The sequence below is a fragment of the Mesorhizobium sp. B2-3-11 genome (genome assembly GCF_006442215.1).
Lineage (GTDB): Bacteria > Pseudomonadota > Alphaproteobacteria > Rhizobiales > Rhizobiaceae > Mesorhizobium > Mesorhizobium salmacidum.
Map to the genome: position 1 here is coordinate 24,686 of NZ_VFVS01000011.1, position 15,114 is coordinate 39,799.

Below are 15,114 nucleotides of genomic sequence, written 5' to 3' on the forward strand. Positions count from 1 at the left end.
AACGAGGGCGATCATGGCGAAACGGCCGACCATTACTGATCTGGCGCGAGTCTCCGGCGTCAGCGTCGCCACGGTGGACCGCGTGCTCAACAATCGCCTCCCAGTGCGGGAGGAAACCGCGCGCCGCGTCTACGAAACCGCGACCGAGATCGGCTATCACGCCGCCGGCCTGATCAAGCAGCGGATGCGCCAGGAACTGCCCGAGTATCGTCTGGGCTTTCTGCTGCTTCGGGGCAATGACGTTTTCTATGGTGATTTCGCTCGGGAACTCGAGCTGGCGGTCGCGCAATCGCAGCGCTTCCGCGGCGTCGCAACCGTCGATTTCGCCAGCTCTCTGGCCCCGGACGACATCGCCGCCCAGATGCGCAGGCTGGCGGCGAGATCGCGGGCCATTGCCGTGGTCGGCCCGGACCATCCGACGCTGACCGCCGTCGTGGAGGCGCTCAAGGCCAGGGGACTGCCGGTCTTCTCCCTTCTGTCCGACTTCGCCGCCGGCGTCCGTGAGGGCTATGTCGGCCTCGACAACCGCAAGGTCGGCCGCACCGCGGCCTGGATGATCGCCAGGGCGGCGAGGACGCCTGGCAAGGTCGCCCTTTTCGTCGGCAGCCATCGCTTCCATGGCCATGAGCTGCGGGAGATCGGCTTCCGCTCCTTCTTCCGCGAGCATGCGCCGGATTTCAGCGTGCTGGAGACGTTGGTCAATCTCGAGGCCAATCAGGTAACCCATGACGCGATGATCGATCTTCTGGCGCGGTATCCGGATCTCGTCGGCTGCTACGTCGCCGGCGGCGGCATGGAAGGCGCCGTCTCGGCGCTGCGGGCAGCGAAGCCTGGCAACATGCCGGTGGTCGTTTGCAACGAGATCAACGCCGAATCGCGCGCCGCGCTCGCCGACAACATCCTTACCATGGTGATCTCGACGCCGCTTGCCGCGCTCTGTCGTGAGCTCGTCGATCGGATGGCGCATGCCATCGAAGCCGGCGCGGCCAATGCGCCGGGTCAGATCTTCCTGCCCTTCGACATCTATTTGCCGGAAAACATCTGAAGCAATTTCGCGAAAATGCGCAGCGGCTTTCCGTCCGGGGCGCGCCAGGACGAGAGATAGGGCGTTTCGATGAAGCGACAGAGCGCTCCTGCAGTCCGCCGCCATGAACCACCCGCCAGAAATGATAGAATCTATCAGAGCAGGCAGAAAATCGCGCGCCCGAATTTGGAATCGCCCTTGACGCCCCAACGTCAAATGGAATAAATATTTCACTATATGTGGGTTTTGGTTCTTTCGTTCCGGAACATCCGTTCAGGGCAGTTCGGCGTCCAGCCGTTGGCGGCACGCTGCGGAACGAAATGGATATCAGGGAGAGATTCCCCAGGCAGATCGGGGATTCCGGAGAGATCGGTGCAACCGGACACCAAAAGTGGAGGAGAGATACAATGAAGAAATTGCTTTTGGGCGTCGCCTTCGCGGCGCTGATGAGTTCATCGGCCATGGCCGCCAAGATCGGCGTCTCGATGGCCAAGTTCGACGACAATTTTCTCACCGTGCTGCGCAACGGCATGATCGAGCAGGCCAAGGGCATGAGCGGCGTCGAGCTGCAGGTCGAGGACGCACAGAACGACGTCGCCAAGCAGCTCGACCAGATCAAGAACTTCGCCGCTTCGGGCGTCGATGCCATCATCGTCAACCCGGTCGACACCTCGGCCACCCAGGCGATGTCGGATGCGGCCGCCGCGGCCAAGATTCCGCTGGTCTATGTCAACCGCGAACCGGTCAATGTCGACAAGCTGCCCGACAACCAGGCCTTTGTCGCTTCCAACGAAGCTGATTCCGGCACGCTCGAAACCAAGGAAGTCTGCCGCCTGTTCAAGGAAGCCGGCAAGAAGGAAGCCAATGTCTATGTGATCATGGGCGAGCTTTCCAACCAGGCCGCCGTGCAGCGCACCAAGGACATTGAAGAGGTGATCGCCACGCCGGACTGCAGCTTCATCAAGATCATCGACAAGCAGACCTCGAACTGGGATCGCGACCAGGCACAGAACCTGATGACCAACTGGCTGTCGACCGGCAAGAAGTTCGACGGCGTCATCGCCAACAATGACGAAAGCGCCATTGGCGCCATCCAGGCGATGAAGGCCGCCAACATCGACATGAAGGCAGTCGTCGTCGGCGGCGTCGACGCCACTCAGGACGCGCTTGCCGCCATGCAGGCCGGCGACCTCGACGTAACCGTGTTCCAGGATGCGGCCGGCCAGGGCGCCGGTGCGCTGGATGCGGCGCTCAAGCTGGCCAAGGGCGAGAAGGTCGAACACAAGGTCTATGTCCCGTTCCAGCTCGTCACCCCGGCAAACATCGACAAGTTCCTGAAGAAGAACTGAGCCGCGGACATACGGAGCGGCGCTCTCGCGCAAAGACAGCGCCGCTCCTCTTTCCCTCGGCGCCTGACAGCTGCTCGAGGAACGGCCGCGGCTGACGGAGGATAGAAGATTGGCACAGACATCTCACGGCGTCGGCGGGGTCAGCTATGACGCCAAGAAGCGCACATGGCCGGCCGAATTCAACGTCTTCCTGGCGCTCGTCATCCTTGTCGTCATCTTCGAACTGATCGGCCGCATCTTTCTCGGCGACAGCTTCCTGTTCAACACCCGCAGCGACGTCTCCGGCATCTTCAACGAGGCCCGCCTGCAGATCATCATCCTGCAGGTGTCGATCGTCGGCATCATCGCCATCGGCGTCACGCAGGTGATCATTACAGGCGGCATCGACCTGTCCTCGGGCTCGATCGTCGGCGCGACCGCCATGATCGCCATGAGCTTCGCCCAGGTCGCGACCGTCAACGGCAACCCGAATCCCAAGGCGATGTTCCTGGCGCAGGGCTGGACCGACCTGCCGGTGATCGTCCCGGTGCTGGTGGCGATCGGCTGCGGCCTGCTCGCCGGCTTCGTCAACGGCGCGCTGATCGCCTACACGCGCATTCCGCCCTTCATCGCCACGCTCGGCATGATGGTGACCGCGCGCGGCATCGCCAAATGGTGGTCCAAGGGCCAGCCGATCTCGTTCCCGACAGACAGTTTCGCCGCGATCGGCAAGGGCCTGATGCCAGTCATCATCTTCCTGTCACTGGCGGTGCTGTTCCAGCTGATCATGACCTACACCAGATATGGAAAGCATTGCTACGCGATCGGCTCCAATGAGGATGCCGCGCGCATGTCGGGCATCAAGATCGCCAACCACAAGATCCTCGTCTACGTCATCGCCGGCATACTCGCCGCGCTCGCCGCCGTGGTGCTCTCTTCCAAGAATCTCACCGCCCAGGCCGGCATGGGCGTGATGTATGAACTCGACGCGATCGCCATGGCGGTCATCGGCGGCGTTTCGCTGTCGGGCGGCCGTGGCTCCATCATCGGCACGGTGATCGGCTCGCTGATCTTCGGCGTCATCATCTCCGGCTTCACCTTCCTGCGCCTCGACGCCTACTACCAGGAGATGGTCAAGGGCGTGATCATCGTCGGCGCGGTCGTTCTCGATCAGTGGCGCCAGCGCATGCGGGCATTGAGGGCTTGACCATGTCAGATATCGTCCTGAAGACCGAAAACCTGACCAAGCGCTATGGCGGCGTGCATGCGCTGGAAGGCGCCAACTTCGAGCTGCGCAAGGGCGAGCATGTCGCCATCATGGGCGACAACGGCGCCGGCAAGTCGACCTTCGTGCGCCAGATCACCGCTGTCGAGCAGCGGACCAGCGGCCAGGTCTGGTTCGACGGCAAGGAAGTGAATTTCGCCGGCCCGATCGAGGCGCGCGAGGCCGGCATCGAGACGGTGTTCCAGAATCTGGCGCTGGCCGACGATCTCGACGTGCCGTCGAACCTGTTCCTCGGCCGCGAAAAAGTACTGTTCAATCTCGGGCCGTTCTCCATCCTCGACCGCAAATACATGCGCAAGGCGACCGAAGCGGCACTGGTGCGCACGGCGGTGAAAATCCCCAATCTGTCGAACACCATCCGCCACATGTCGGGTGGCCAGCGCCAGTGCGTGGCGATCGCCAGGACGGCGACCTTCGCCTCCAAGCTGATCATCATGGACGAGCCGACAGCAGCGCTTGGCGTGCAGGAGACCGCGCAGGTCGAAAACATCATCCGCACGCTGAAGGACAATGGCGAGCCGCTGATCCTGATCAGCCACAACATGCGTCAGGTGTTCGACCTTTGCGACCGCATCGTGGTGTTCCGGCGCGGCCGTATCGTCGCCAATCTGCGCAAGGAGAATACCGATGGGCAGGACATCGTATCGTACATCACCGGCGCCAAGACCGGCGAGGCGGAACTCGCGGCCTGAGGCCGGGCTCGGAGGCGACGGTCATCGCCTTCCCGTCGATCTGACTTGACCGGAAAATGATCTAGCGCCCATGACCGGCGTCCCGCTTCGAACCATCCCCAGAGGAAATTTCCATGACTGTTCGCTTCGCCCTCCTTGGTGCCGGCCGCATCGGCAAGGTCCACGCCCGCGCCGTTGGTTCCAACCCCCAGGCAAAACTGGTCGCCGTTGCCGACGCTTTCGAGAAGGCGGCGAGCGAACTGGCTGTTGCCTATGGCGCCGAGGTGCGGACCATCGACGCCATCGAAAAATCGAAAGACATTGACGCGGTCGTCATCTGCACGCCGACCGACACGCATGCCGATCTGATCGAGCGCTTCGCCAAGGCCGGCAAGGCCATCTTCTGCGAGAAGCCGATCGATCTCGACGTCAAGCGGGTCGAGCAGTGCCTGGCGGTGGTCGACAAGGCCAAGGCGACGCTGATGGTCGGCTTCAACAGGCGCTTCGACCCGCATTTCGCCGCCGTGCGCAAGGCGATCGACGACGGCGCCATCGGCACCGTCGAGATGGTCACCATCACGTCGCGCGATCCCGGCGCCCCGCCGCTCGACTACATCGCCCGCTCCGGCGGCATTTTCCGCGACATGACCATCCATGATTTCGACATGGCGCGTTTCCTGCTCGGCGAGGAGCCGGTCGCTGTCAGCGCACACGCTTCGGTGCTGGTCGACAAGAAAATCGGCGAGGCCGGCGATTTCGACTCGGTCAGCGTCATCCTTGAAACCGCATCGGGCAAGCAGGCCGTCATCTCCAATTCGCGCCGCGCCACCTATGGCTACGACCAGCGCATCGAGGTGCATGGCTCCAAGGGCATGGTGGCGGCCGAGAATCAGCGGCCGGTGTCGATCGAGCTGGCCAACGAGAAGGGCTATACGCGCCCGCCGCTGCACGATTTCTTCATGACCCGCTACCTCGACGCCTACGCCAACGAGATCGCCGCCTTCATCACCGCGGCGACTTCAGGCAAGAAGGCGGCGCCGAGTGGCGCGGACGGCCTCGTGGCGCTCAGGCTGGCCGATGCGGCGCTGAAGTCGGCGACCACGGGCAAGACCGTCCGCTTGGACAAGTAAGAACGCATCCGGACCCAACGCACAGGAGCATAGCGATGAGCGCATCCGCCGATCGCAATTCGAACACACGCGCCATCGTCACCGGCGGCGCGCAAGGCATCGGCTTTGCCGTCGCCGAAGCCCTGGCCGACGAGGGCTGCCGGGCGCTGGCGCTCATCGGCCGCTCGCAGGAAAAGGGTGACAAAGCAGTCGCCCATTTCAAGAAATCAGGCGTCGACGCCATCTTCATCAGCGCCGACGTTTCGAAGGTTGCCGACTGCAAGCGCGCGGTCGCCACCGCGCTCTCCCATTTCGGCGGCATCAACGCGCTGGTCAACGCCGCGGCCACCTCCGCGCGTGGCTCGCTGGTCGAGACATCGGAAGAGCTCTTCGACCAGATATTCGACACCAATGTGCGCGGCCCCTTCTTCCTGATGCAGGGCGTGGTGGCGCATCTCCTGGAGAAAAAGGCGCCCGGCTCGATCGTCAATGTGCTGTCGATGTCGGCGCATGCCGGCCAGTCCTTCCTCACGCCCTATTCGACCAGCAAGGGCGCACTGATGACGCTGACCAAGAACGTCGCCAACGCCTATCGCTTCAACCGCATCCGCTGCAACGCCGTGCTGCCCGGCTGGATGGACACCGAGGGCGAGGACATCGTTCAGAAGAAATGGCACGGAGCAGCCGACGACTGGCTGGAGAAGGCCGAAGCGGCGCAGCCGATGGGCCAGTTGGTCAAGCCGGACCAGCTCGCGCGGCTGATCAGCTACATGGTCAGCCCGCAATCGGGCGTCATGACCGGATCGCTGGTCGACTACGACCAGAGCGTCGCGGGATCGTCGCCGGAATAGCGACAACCGAGTAGTCCACGTCCAGAAGCAGTTCTGCCAAGCGCCGGCCCCTGTTGCCGGCGCGTCGCTATTCCCATATAGTCAAGGTAGTCAGAATGGTCACGGGGATCGAAATGCTGTCTGCTTCCAAAGAAAGCACCAACTGGACAGTCGCCAGTGCAAAAGCCCGGCTCTCGGAGGTTATCGAGCGCGCGCAGTCGTCGCCTCAGACAATCACCAGAAACGGCAAACCAAGCGTGGTTGTGGTCTCGGCCGAGGAATGGCAGCGGAAGACCGCGCGCAAGGGTACGCTTGCGGAGTTTCTGCTGGAGTCGCCGCTGCGCGGTGCCGATCTCGACCTTGAACGTCAACGCGACGAACCGCGTGATCTGCCGTTGTGAGATTGCTGCTCGACACGAATGTCCTGTCCGAGGTGACAAGGCCGTCGCCGGACGCACGCGTTTTGGATTGGCTGGACGGGCTTGATGAGGACCGCTCGTTCATCAGCGTCGTGTCGATCGCCGAGATCCGGCGCGGCGTCGCCCTCATGGATGAGGGCCGCAAACGCGAGGCGTTGGCCGAATGGCTCGCTCGGGACTTGCCGCAGCGCTTCGAGCAGAGGGTTCTTCCGGTGGACGAACTGGTTGCCTTGGCTTGGGGCGACCTGATGGGCCTTGCGAAACGTCGGGGTCGCGGTCTGTCGTCGATGGACGGGCTGATCGCAGCCACCGCGGTTGCGCAGGAGCTGACTTTGGCAACGCGCAACACCAGGGACTTCGAAGGCTTTGGAATTGAACTCTTCGATCCCTGGACCACATGAGCCGTTCGGCGTTGCATGTCGGTCCTCGAAAGCGACCAATGTCCCCTTGTTACAGGAGGACGTCTCGATGCACCCGTACTGGATCAAGATAAGTGGTCATCTCGGTGTCGGCGTCACCGCGCGGTCGGAAGCCGACGCCCTGCACCTCTTCGAGCTTGCCTTCGGATCCGCCCAGAAAATCGTCAGCATCGAGATTATCAAGGACATGAACGATCTCGACCAAAATCACGTCCTGCCAAATTTGGGCAGCACCAACTGGCTCCGGCGCGGCATCTGGTTCCCCAGGGCCAGGAGCACATCGCAAACTGAAGCAATGCGTTGCCTCATCAAGCCGCGTGACAAACGCCCTCGCTTCCACTATATGAGCCGCATGATCAACCTGACCGCCACGTACTGGTACTTTAGGAGCTCGCTGGCGGCGGGAGGATTGCGCTCGATCTGAAGATTGCAGCAACAAGATCCGAACAGCCGCCAGACCTGGCGGCTTTTTTGTTTCAGCCGGCAGGTTCCCAAACATAGTTTTACGCAATTCCGGACGGAAAACCGCTACGCACTTTTCCTGGAATTGCTCTAACAGGAGCAGAAAGCCGTGTTGACCACCACAGACGACCTTCGGGTCAAGGAACTTAGACTGCTGAGCACGCCGGAAGAGGTGATGCGCGAGATACCGCGCTCACTGACGGCGACACGCACCGTTGCCGCCTCGCGCAACGCCATCCATTCCATCCTGACAGGGGCCGACGATCGACTTATTGTCATCGTCGGCCCCTGTTCCATCCACGATCCGGTCGCGGCCGTTGACTATGCCAGCCGTCTGGCGGCGCTGCGTGAGGCCCTGGCCGACCGGCTCGAGATCGTGATGCGCGTCTATTTCGAAAAGCCGCGCACGACGATCGGCTGGAAAGGCCTGATCAACGATCCCGACCTCGACGGCAGCTTCAATATCGACAAGGGGCTGCGGATGGCGCGCAACGTGCTTTCCGCCGTCAACAATCTCGGCCTGCCGGCGGCGACCGAATTCCTCGACATGACGACGCCGCAATACATTGCCGACCTCGTCGCCTGGGGCGCCATCGGCGCGCGCACGACCGAGAGCCAGATCCATCGTGAGCTGGCCTCCGGCCTCTCCTGCCCGGTCGGCTTCAAGAACGGCACCGACGGCAATCTCAGGATCGCCGGCGAGGCGGTGAAGTCGGCCGCCCAGCCGCATCATTTCATGGCTGTGACCAAGGGCGGACGCAGCGCCATCGCGGCGACGACGGGCAACGAGGATTGCCATGTCATCCTGCGCGGCGGTGTTCAGCCCAACTATGACGCGGCAAGCGTCGAGGCCGCATCCTTGGAACTCGCACGCATCGGCATCGCGCCCCGTCTGATGATCGACGTCAGCCACGCCAATTCAGCCAAGAAGCCCGAGAATCAGCCGAAAGTGGCGGCCGATGTCGCGGGCCAGGTGGCGGCGGGCGACGAGCGCATCATCGGCGTCATGATCGAGAGCAATCTCGTCGCCGGCCGGCAGGATGTCGTGGCCGGCAAGCCGCTGGTCTACGGCCAGAGCATCACTGATGGCTGCATCGACTGGGCGACAACCGAGACTGTGCTGCACGGTCTTGCCGGCGCCGTCGAATGGCGCCGCTCGGCCCGCCGCGCCATGCTGGACAGCCGGCAAGGGGCAGCCTGACACGACGGTGATAAGGGCGGCGCCAACCGGAATTACGCCGCCCTCAAGCCTTCCCATGCAGTGAACACGGAGACCGCAAACAGCAGCAGCCCGGCCGCCCGGCCGGCGAATGCTGTCGCTCGCGGATTGGCGACCAACAGCTTGCGGCTGCGGCCGGCTGATATTGCGAGCCCGCCATAGATCGCGGCCTGCGTCAGCACGGTCAGCAGGCCCATGATCGTCGCCTGCATCCAGATCGGACCGTAGTGCGGTTTCAGGAACTGCGGGTAGACAGCCAGGACGAAGAGATAGGCCTTGGGATTGATCAGGCAGGTCACGAAACCTTGGCGAAACGCCTTCCATGCGGAACGGCTGCCGACTGGCCCGTCATGGCCGACGGTGATCGAGCTGCGCATCAGCGTGAGGCCGATGAATGCCATGTAGGCGGCGCCGGCAAGCAGCAGTGGCTTGAACAGGATCGGCACGAAATGCATGAGCAGGCCGACGCCGATAGCGCCGTTCAGCGTGTGCACCATGCCGCCGACCATGATGCCGCCGGTCGCCGCCAGGCCCCTGTCGCGCCCACCGGTCAGCGCATTGGCAAGCACGAACAGCATGTCCATGCCTGGAACGGCGATGATGCCGAACAGGAGAAGAAAGAAAAGCCAGAGATTTTCCGCATAGCTCATGTCAGTTGCCCGTCGCCTCCCGCCGGCGCGCCGGCAAGGAACTTGTTGATTTTCAAGCCGATGGGCGATCCTATAGATCGAGCCAACTGACGATGGTGTGTCAGTTGTGATCGCAGCCGGTGAAAAAATGCGCAAGGCATCGCGCCTGTTCGAGATCATTCAGATCCTGCGGCTGGCCAGCCGGCCGGTGACGGCGGCAATGATTGCGGGGCAGCTGGAAGTGACGATACGCTCGATCTACCGCGACATCGCGGCACTGCAGGCCATGCGTGTCCCGATCGAGGGCGGCCGTGGCGTCGGCTACATACTGCGCCCCGGTTTCGACCTGCCGCCGCTGATGTTCTCGATCGAGGAGATGGAGGCGATCGTGCTGTCGCTGGCGCTGCTGGAGCGCACCGGAGACGACGAACTCAAGCAGGCGGCCAAGCGCGTCAGCGCCAAGATCGCCGGCGCGGTGCCGGCGCCCTTGCGTCAGACGCTCGAGGCCAATGCGTTGCACGCCTGGGGCTTCGCCGCACCGTCCGCCGGCACGATCGACCTTGCGCTGGTGCGCCGCGCCATCCGCGACGAGGAAAAGCTCGATCTTTCCTACCGCGACGAACTCGGCCGTGCCTCCGAGCGCCTGATTCGTCCGATCGCGCTGATCTATTACGCCGAGACCGCCAACATCGTAGCCTGGTGCGAACTGCGCCAGGCAATCCGCAATTTCCGCAGCGACCGCATCGAGGATTGCCAGCCGACCGGCCTACGCTTCAAGGGCGAAGGCGATAGGTTGCGGCAGGTGTGGATCAATGGGTGGGAGATAAATGCCACTGCCGGCGGCTGAGATCGCGGCCGGCTATCACAGTGCGACTCGGTTGATAGACCGGCGCCGCCCCTTGTATCTGCACGAGATGATTTTTGTGCGATGGAAGCGACTGAGCCTCGAGCCGGATGGCCATCCGGCTCGAGGCTTGGCGAAGTCGCCCGCTGCCCCTCCGGTTACAACCGTCAATGAGCTTGGGATCTTCGCCTTTGTCACGCGCGACCGAATAGTCGCTTGGCTCCAATCGCACAAACAAGGCAGGTTACCGTGAACAGCATTATTTGTGGAGTTGATGTTTCGAAAGATTGGCTGGACGCGCATGTCCGGCCGGGTGGAGCGTTTGCTCGCTTCGCCAACGACGCGGCGGGGCTGGGCGAGTTGCTGGTGTTTTGCCGCGGCCATCGTGTCGAACTCGCGGTCATGGAGGCCACAGGCGGTTATGAGCGGTTGGCCTTTTCTGTGGCTTTGGGGAGAAGGGGCTGCCTTGCGGCATCGTCAATCCTCGTAGCGTACGTCGCTTCGCCGAAGCAATGGGCATCTTCGAGAAGACCGATCGCCTCGACGCGGCCGTGATCGCCCATTACGTTGCGCCAACGTTAACAAACCTGCCCGCCGACATCTGATGGGGTGGAAGCCTGGACCGGCGAAAGCGGCATCGTTACCTTACATCCACCCAGCGCTTTTCCTCATAAGAACGCGCCATCGCATGCACGGTGCGCTCGATCTCCAGCCCTTCGGCGAACTCGATGAGCCGGGCCGGCTTGCCGGCAAGCCGCGTCAGCAATTCATGGCATTCGATGATCTTGAGGTCGTTGAAGCCGAGGCTGTGGCCGGGCGCCGGTACGAAAAGGTCGTAGGGCCTGTGCTGCGGCGCCACCAATATGGTGCGATAGCCCTGTTCGGTCGGCCGGTCCGATGTGAGGTAGAGCTGGAATTCGTTCATCCGCTCCTGGTCGAACAGGATCGATCCCTTGGAGCCGAAGATCTGGATGGCGATGCGGCCCTTGCGGCCCCAGGCCGAGCGGTTGACCTGCAGCGTGCCGGCAACGCCGTTTTCCAGATGCATCAGCACGCTGGCGATATCGTAGGTCTCGACCGCGCGGCGCCCGCCGGCCGCCAGCTTACGGTCGGCATAGGGCTTGGCCATGTCGCAGATGACGCTGGCGACGCGGCCGAACAGCGCCGTGACCAGCGACAGCGGATGCACGGCGAAATCGTCGAGCGCACCGTAGCCGGAAGACGCCTCGTGCTTCCAGAAGAACAGCGCCTCGGGATCGGCCATGAAATCCTCATCCATCTCGATGCGCAGATGGTTGACCTCGCCGATGATCTTCTCGTCGAGCAGCGCGCCGATGTGACGGATGGCCGGGCTCTGGATGTAGTTGTAGCCAAGCGCCGCGACCTTGCCTGATTTCTTGGCCGCGGCTGCCATCGCCTCGGCTTCGGCAAAGCTCGGGGCCATCGGCTTTTCGCACCACAGATGCTTGCCGGCTTCGAGGACGGCGATGGCCATCTCCGGATGAAACTGGTTGGGCGTGGTGAGCGAGACGATATCGACTTCGGGATCATTGATCACGGCGCGCCAGTCGCCGGAGGCCTTGGCGAAGCCGAACTCGCCGGCCTTGCGCCTGGCGAGATCCTCGTTGATCTCGCCGAGATGGACGAGCCTTGGCTTGGTCGCGTCGGGAAAGACCGCACCGACCGCACTCCACGCGATGGCGTGGCATTTGCCCATGAAGCCCGTGCCGATAAGACCTACGCCGACCATTTTTCGTTCCTCCGCTGCCATGAATGCTGCGTGGATGAATTAGTCCATTTTCTCCAGGAATGGAATGTCTGCCTCATTTTTTATGGCGTTCTTGCGCAGGCCCGCTATGATGGGGCAGAGAGAGCTTCCAGACAGCCTGAACAGAGCGACGATGGACGAACAGGTACCTCGCGACTTCGAGACGCTGCGCGCCACCATTCTGGATCGGCGCGAGAGCTTGCCCAAGCGCATCGCCCAGATCGCCGCCTATGCGCTCGACAATCCCGACGATATCGCCTTCGGCACCGCCGCCAGCATCGCCGCTTCGGCCGGCGTGCAGCCCTCGACCCTGATCCGCTTTGCCCAGCAACTCGGTTTCGACGGTTTTACCAGCCTGCAGCAGGTGTTCCGCGAGCGGCTGCGCGAGCGCAACTCCTCCTATGACGAGCGGCTGCAAGCGCTGCGCGCCAAGGCCGAGGGCGGCGCCGGTCACCGGGCGATCTTCGACGGCTTCATCGCCGCCGCCAGCACCTCGCTCAACGATATTTCCCGCACGCTGGATGACACGCATCTTGAAGACGCGATTTCGCTGCTGGCAAAGGCGCAGACCATCTATGTCTTGGCCAAGCGGCGCTCCTATCCCGTGGCGAGTTATATCGCCTATGCGCTCGGTAAGCTGAAGATCCGCAACCAGCTGATCGAATCGGCCGCCGGCCTGAATGCCGAGATGGTCGGCTTCGCCACGCCGGCGGACGCCGTCATCGCCATCAGCTTCTCGCCCTACGCGCCGGCCACGATCGAGGAGGCGCGCGCCATTGCCGAGCAGGGGGTGCCGATCGTTGCCATCACCGACAGCTCATTCTCGCCGCTCGCCCAGTTCGCCAGGGTCTGGTTCGAAGTTGCCGAGGCGGATTTCGCCGGCTTCCGCTCGCTGTCGGCGACAATGGCGCTGGCCATGGCGCTGACCGTCGGCGTCGGCGAGAAGCGGCGCGACGCGACTCGCAAGCGCAAGGCTTGATCGAGCATCCCATCAAGGCGATTTTAGCCCAGGGAATGCTCATTCCATATTGACTATGGATTGGAATTATTATTTCATATTGTCGGCGCCACGCTGCCGCTCGCGCGTGTTACCCAAACAATGTTGTCCATGACGACAAGACCGACGGGAGGTTCCAATGAGCGAAGCCGTGGACGCAAGACAGGCGCCGCTCGACGTCATCACCATCGGCCGCGCGTCCGTCGACCTCTATGGCCAGCAGATCGGCTCGCGGCTTGAGGACATCACCTCTTTCGCCAAGTCGGTCGGCGGCTGCCCGGCCAACATCTCGGTCGGCACGGCGCGCCTCGGGTTGCGCTCGGCACTGCTGACGCGTGTCGGCGACGAGCAGATGGGCCGCTTCATCCGCGAACAGCTGAAGCGCGAAGGCGTCAATGTCGACGGGCTGAAGACCGACAAGGAGCGGCTGACCGCGCTGGTGCTGCTTTCGGTCGAGAGCGAAGGCGTTTCGCCGATGATCTTCTACCGTTCGGACTGCGCCGACATGGCGCTGGCCGAAGAGGACATCGACGAGGCGTTTATTTCCTCGGCCCGCGCGATCGTCGTCACCGGAACGCACTTTTCCCGCCCCAACAGTGACGCCGCCCAGCGCAAGGCCATCCGCATCATGAAGGCCAGGGGCGGCAAGGTGGTCTTCGACGTCGACTACCGGCCGAACCTGTGGGGTCTCGCCGGCCACGCCGAGGGCTTTGAGCGTTATGTCAAATCGGACCGGGTCTCGGCCCAGTTGAAGACGGTGCTGCCCGATTGCGATCTCATCGTCGGCACCGAGGAAGAGATCATGATCGCGTCCGGCGCCGACGACTGCCTGAGCGCGCTGAAGGCGATCCGCGCCCTGTCCTCGGCCACCATCGTCTTGAAGCGCGGCGCCATGGGCTGCATCGTCTATGACGGGCCGATCAGCGACGATCTCGAGGACGGCATCGTCGGCGAGGGTTTCCCGATCGAGATCTACAACGTGCTGGGCGCCGGTGACGCCTTCATGTCGGGCTTGCTGCGTGGCTGGCTCGGCGGCGAAAGCTTCGCCACCGCGGCGACCTGGGCCAATGCGTGCGGCGCCTTCGCCGTGTCGCGGCTGCTCTGCGCGCCGGAATATCCGACCTTCGAGGAGCTGCAGTTCTTCCTCAGGAACGGCAGCAAGCATCGCGCGCTGCGCAAGGACGAGGCGATCAACCACATCCATTGGGCGACGACACGCCGGCGCGACATCCCGTCGCTGATGGCGCTTGCCTGCGATCACCGTGTGCAACTCGAGGATGTAGCGGCCAAGACCGGCGCCGATCCGGCGCGCATACGCGACTTCAAGGTGCTGGCGGTCAAGGCAGCGGCCAAGGTCGCCGCCGGCCGCGACGGCTATGGCATGCTGATCGACGAGAAACACGGCCGCGAGGCGATGTTCGAGTTCGCCCGGCATCCCTTCGCCTGGCTTGGACGCCCGGTGGAACTGCCGGGCTCGCGGCCGCTGCGCTTCGAATTCTCCCAGGACATCGGCTCGCAACTCACCGAATGGCCGGTCGATCACTGCATCAAGTGCCTGTGCTTCTACCATCCGGACGATCCGGCGGCCTTGAAGGAAGAACAGCAGCAGAAGCTGCGCGCGCTGTTCGAGGCCGCACGCAAAGTCGGCCGGGAACTTCTGATCGAGATCATCGCCGGCAAGCATGGCAAGCTCGACGATACGACGATCCCGCGCGCGCTGGAGGAACTCTATGCGCTCGGCATCAAGCCGGACTGGTGGAAGCTCGAACCGCAGGCGTCGAGCGGCGCCTGGGCCAGGATCGAGGCGGTGATCCTGAAGCACGATCCCTGGTGCCGAGGCATCGTACTGCTTGGCCTGGAAGCGCCGCAGGACGAACTGGAAGCGGCGTTCGCCGCCACCGCCAAGGCGCCCATCGTGAAAGGCTTTGCCGTCGGCCGCACCATCTTCGTCCACGCCGCCGAACAATGGCTGGCCGGCAAGATGTCGGATGAGGAGGCTGTCGCCGACATGGCGTCGCGCTTCGAACAACTGACCGAAGCGTGGCTTGCCGCGCGCGGCCGCAAGGCGGCATAACAAGGCGCTGCATAAGGACTGCGGAGGAAAAACCGA

Annotated in this window: 15 protein-coding genes and 1 pseudogene; 14 read left to right on the forward strand and 2 right to left on the reverse strand. The window is 63.2% G+C overall.

Features of this window, described 5'->3' with window-relative positions:
• Window positions 1-13: 13 nt before the first annotated feature.
• From FJ960_RS16345 to FJ960_RS16390, 10 genes are all read left to right on the forward strand, one after another.
• A complete protein-coding gene (locus FJ960_RS16345; protein ID WP_140509608.1) occupies window positions 14-1,045 on the forward strand; it encodes a LacI family DNA-binding transcriptional regulator in 1,032 nt (343 codons plus the stop codon).
• Between the two features lie 386 nt (window positions 1,046-1,431).
• Window positions 1,432-2,373, forward strand: a complete 942-nt coding sequence (locus FJ960_RS16350) for a sugar ABC transporter substrate-binding protein (protein ID WP_140509606.1) — start codon at window positions 1,432-1,434, stop codon at window positions 2,371-2,373.
• Between the two features lie 109 nt (window positions 2,374-2,482).
• Window positions 2,483-3,559: an ABC transporter permease gene (locus tag FJ960_RS16355; protein ID WP_140509604.1), complete on the forward strand. Its 1,077-nt coding sequence runs from the start codon at window positions 2,483-2,485 to the stop codon at window positions 3,557-3,559.
• 2 nt (window positions 3,560-3,561) lie between these two features.
• Window positions 3,562-4,329 carry an ATP-binding cassette domain-containing protein gene (locus tag FJ960_RS16360; protein WP_023772158.1) on the forward strand — a complete coding sequence of 256 codons (768 nt, stop codon included), beginning with the start codon at window positions 3,562-3,564 and terminating at the stop codon, window positions 4,327-4,329.
• A gap of 113 nt (window positions 4,330-4,442) precedes the next feature.
• A complete protein-coding gene (gene iolG / locus FJ960_RS16365; RefSeq protein WP_140715302.1) occupies window positions 4,443-5,438 on the forward strand; it encodes an inositol 2-dehydrogenase in 996 nt (331 codons plus the stop codon).
• A 35-nt stretch (window positions 5,439-5,473) separates the two neighbouring features.
• Entirely contained in the window at window positions 5,474-6,268 is a 795-nt protein-coding gene (locus FJ960_RS16370) for an SDR family oxidoreductase (RefSeq protein WP_140509601.1), read from the forward strand.
• A 95-nt stretch (window positions 6,269-6,363) separates the two neighbouring features.
• Window positions 6,364-6,648, forward strand: coding sequence for a type II toxin-antitoxin system Phd/YefM family antitoxin (locus tag FJ960_RS16375; protein ID WP_246672852.1), 285 nt, complete (start codon window positions 6,364-6,366; stop codon window positions 6,646-6,648).
• Window positions 6,645-7,067, forward strand: coding sequence for a type II toxin-antitoxin system VapC family toxin (locus FJ960_RS16380; RefSeq protein ID WP_140715304.1), 423 nt, complete (start codon window positions 6,645-6,647; stop codon window positions 7,065-7,067). The genes FJ960_RS16375 and FJ960_RS16380 overlap by 4 nt, the downstream gene beginning before the upstream one ends.
• A 67-nt stretch (window positions 7,068-7,134) precedes the next feature.
• The gene (locus FJ960_RS16385; protein WP_140715306.1) at window positions 7,135-7,509 is read left to right on the forward strand and encodes a hypothetical protein; all 375 of its coding nucleotides are present in this window, start codon (window positions 7,135-7,137) and stop codon (window positions 7,507-7,509) included.
• A 147-nt stretch (window positions 7,510-7,656) separates the two neighbouring features.
• Window positions 7,657-8,748: a 3-deoxy-7-phosphoheptulonate synthase gene (locus FJ960_RS16390; RefSeq protein WP_140715308.1), complete on the forward strand. Its 1,092-nt coding sequence runs from the start codon at window positions 7,657-7,659 to the stop codon at window positions 8,746-8,748.
• A 32-nt stretch (window positions 8,749-8,780) separates the two neighbouring features.
• On the opposite strand, the gene FJ960_RS16395 is transcribed toward FJ960_RS16390, so the two are convergent.
• Window positions 8,781-9,416 carry a LysE family translocator gene (locus FJ960_RS16395; RefSeq protein WP_140509594.1) on the reverse strand — a complete coding sequence of 212 codons (636 nt, stop codon included), beginning with the start codon at window positions 9,414-9,416 and terminating at the stop codon, window positions 8,781-8,783.
• A gap of 127 nt (window positions 9,417-9,543) precedes the next feature.
• Between FJ960_RS16395 and FJ960_RS16400 the strand changes: the two genes are divergently transcribed.
• Both FJ960_RS16400 and FJ960_RS16405 read left to right on the forward strand, forming a co-directional pair.
• Window positions 9,544-10,242 (forward strand): YafY family protein, encoded by a 699-nt coding sequence (locus FJ960_RS16400; protein ID WP_140715310.1) that lies wholly within the window; start codon window positions 9,544-9,546, stop codon window positions 10,240-10,242.
• A 288-nt stretch (window positions 10,243-10,530) separates the two neighbouring features.
• Window positions 10,531-10,811: pseudogene (locus tag FJ960_RS16405) on the forward strand (transposase); the annotation flags it as partial.
• A gap of 68 nt (window positions 10,812-10,879) precedes the next feature.
• On the opposite strand, the gene FJ960_RS16410 reads toward FJ960_RS16405, so the two are convergent.
• The gene (locus tag FJ960_RS16410; RefSeq protein ID WP_140715312.1) at window positions 10,880-11,989 is read right to left on the reverse strand and encodes a Gfo/Idh/MocA family oxidoreductase; all 1,110 of its coding nucleotides are present in this window, start codon (window positions 11,987-11,989) and stop codon (window positions 10,880-10,882) included.
• Between the two features lie 151 nt (window positions 11,990-12,140).
• On the opposite strand from FJ960_RS16410, the gene FJ960_RS16415 reads away from it, so the two are divergent.
• Complete coding sequence (locus FJ960_RS16415; protein WP_140509589.1) at window positions 12,141-12,986, forward strand: MurR/RpiR family transcriptional regulator; 846 nt, start codon at window positions 12,141-12,143, stop codon at window positions 12,984-12,986.
• A gap of 157 nt (window positions 12,987-13,143) precedes the next feature.
• Window positions 13,144-15,078 (forward strand): 5-dehydro-2-deoxygluconokinase, encoded by a 1,935-nt coding sequence (iolC, locus tag FJ960_RS16420; RefSeq protein WP_140715314.1) that lies wholly within the window; start codon window positions 13,144-13,146, stop codon window positions 15,076-15,078.
• The last annotated feature ends 36 nt before the right edge of the window (window positions 15,079-15,114 follow it).

Bases quoted from the DNA above. Each gene is read 5' to 3' on its own strand.
- FJ960_RS16345 (WP_140509608.1), top strand. From the start codon at position 14: ATGGCGAAACGGCCGACCATTACTGATCTGGCGCGAGTCTCCGGCGTC.
- FJ960_RS16350 (WP_140509606.1), top strand. From the start codon at position 1,432: ATGAAGAAATTGCTTTTGGGCGTCGCCTTCGCGGCGCTGATGAGTTCA.
- FJ960_RS16360 (WP_023772158.1), top strand. From the start codon at position 3,562: ATGTCAGATATCGTCCTGAAGACCGAAAACCTGACCAAGCGCTATGGC.
- iolG (WP_140715302.1), top strand. From the start codon at position 4,443: ATGACTGTTCGCTTCGCCCTCCTTGGTGCCGGCCGCATCGGCAAGGTC.
- FJ960_RS16370 (WP_140509601.1), top strand. From the start codon at position 5,474: ATGAGCGCATCCGCCGATCGCAATTCGAACACACGCGCCATCGTCACC.
- FJ960_RS16375 (WP_246672852.1), top strand. From the start codon at position 6,364: ATGGTCACGGGGATCGAAATGCTGTCTGCTTCCAAAGAAAGCACCAAC.
- FJ960_RS16385 (WP_140715306.1), top strand. From the start codon at position 7,135: ATGCACCCGTACTGGATCAAGATAAGTGGTCATCTCGGTGTCGGCGTC.
- FJ960_RS16395 (WP_140509594.1), bottom strand. From the start codon at position 9,416: ATGAGCTATGCGGAAAATCTCTGGCTTTTCTTTCTTCTCCTGTTCGGC.
- FJ960_RS16400 (WP_140715310.1), top strand. From the start codon at position 9,544: ATGCGCAAGGCATCGCGCCTGTTCGAGATCATTCAGATCCTGCGGCTG.
- FJ960_RS16410 (WP_140715312.1), bottom strand. From the start codon at position 11,989: ATGGTCGGCGTAGGTCTTATCGGCACGGGCTTCATGGGCAAATGCCAC.
- FJ960_RS16415 (WP_140509589.1), top strand. From the start codon at position 12,141: ATGGACGAACAGGTACCTCGCGACTTCGAGACGCTGCGCGCCACCATT.
- iolC (WP_140715314.1), top strand. From the start codon at position 13,144: ATGAGCGAAGCCGTGGACGCAAGACAGGCGCCGCTCGACGTCATCACC.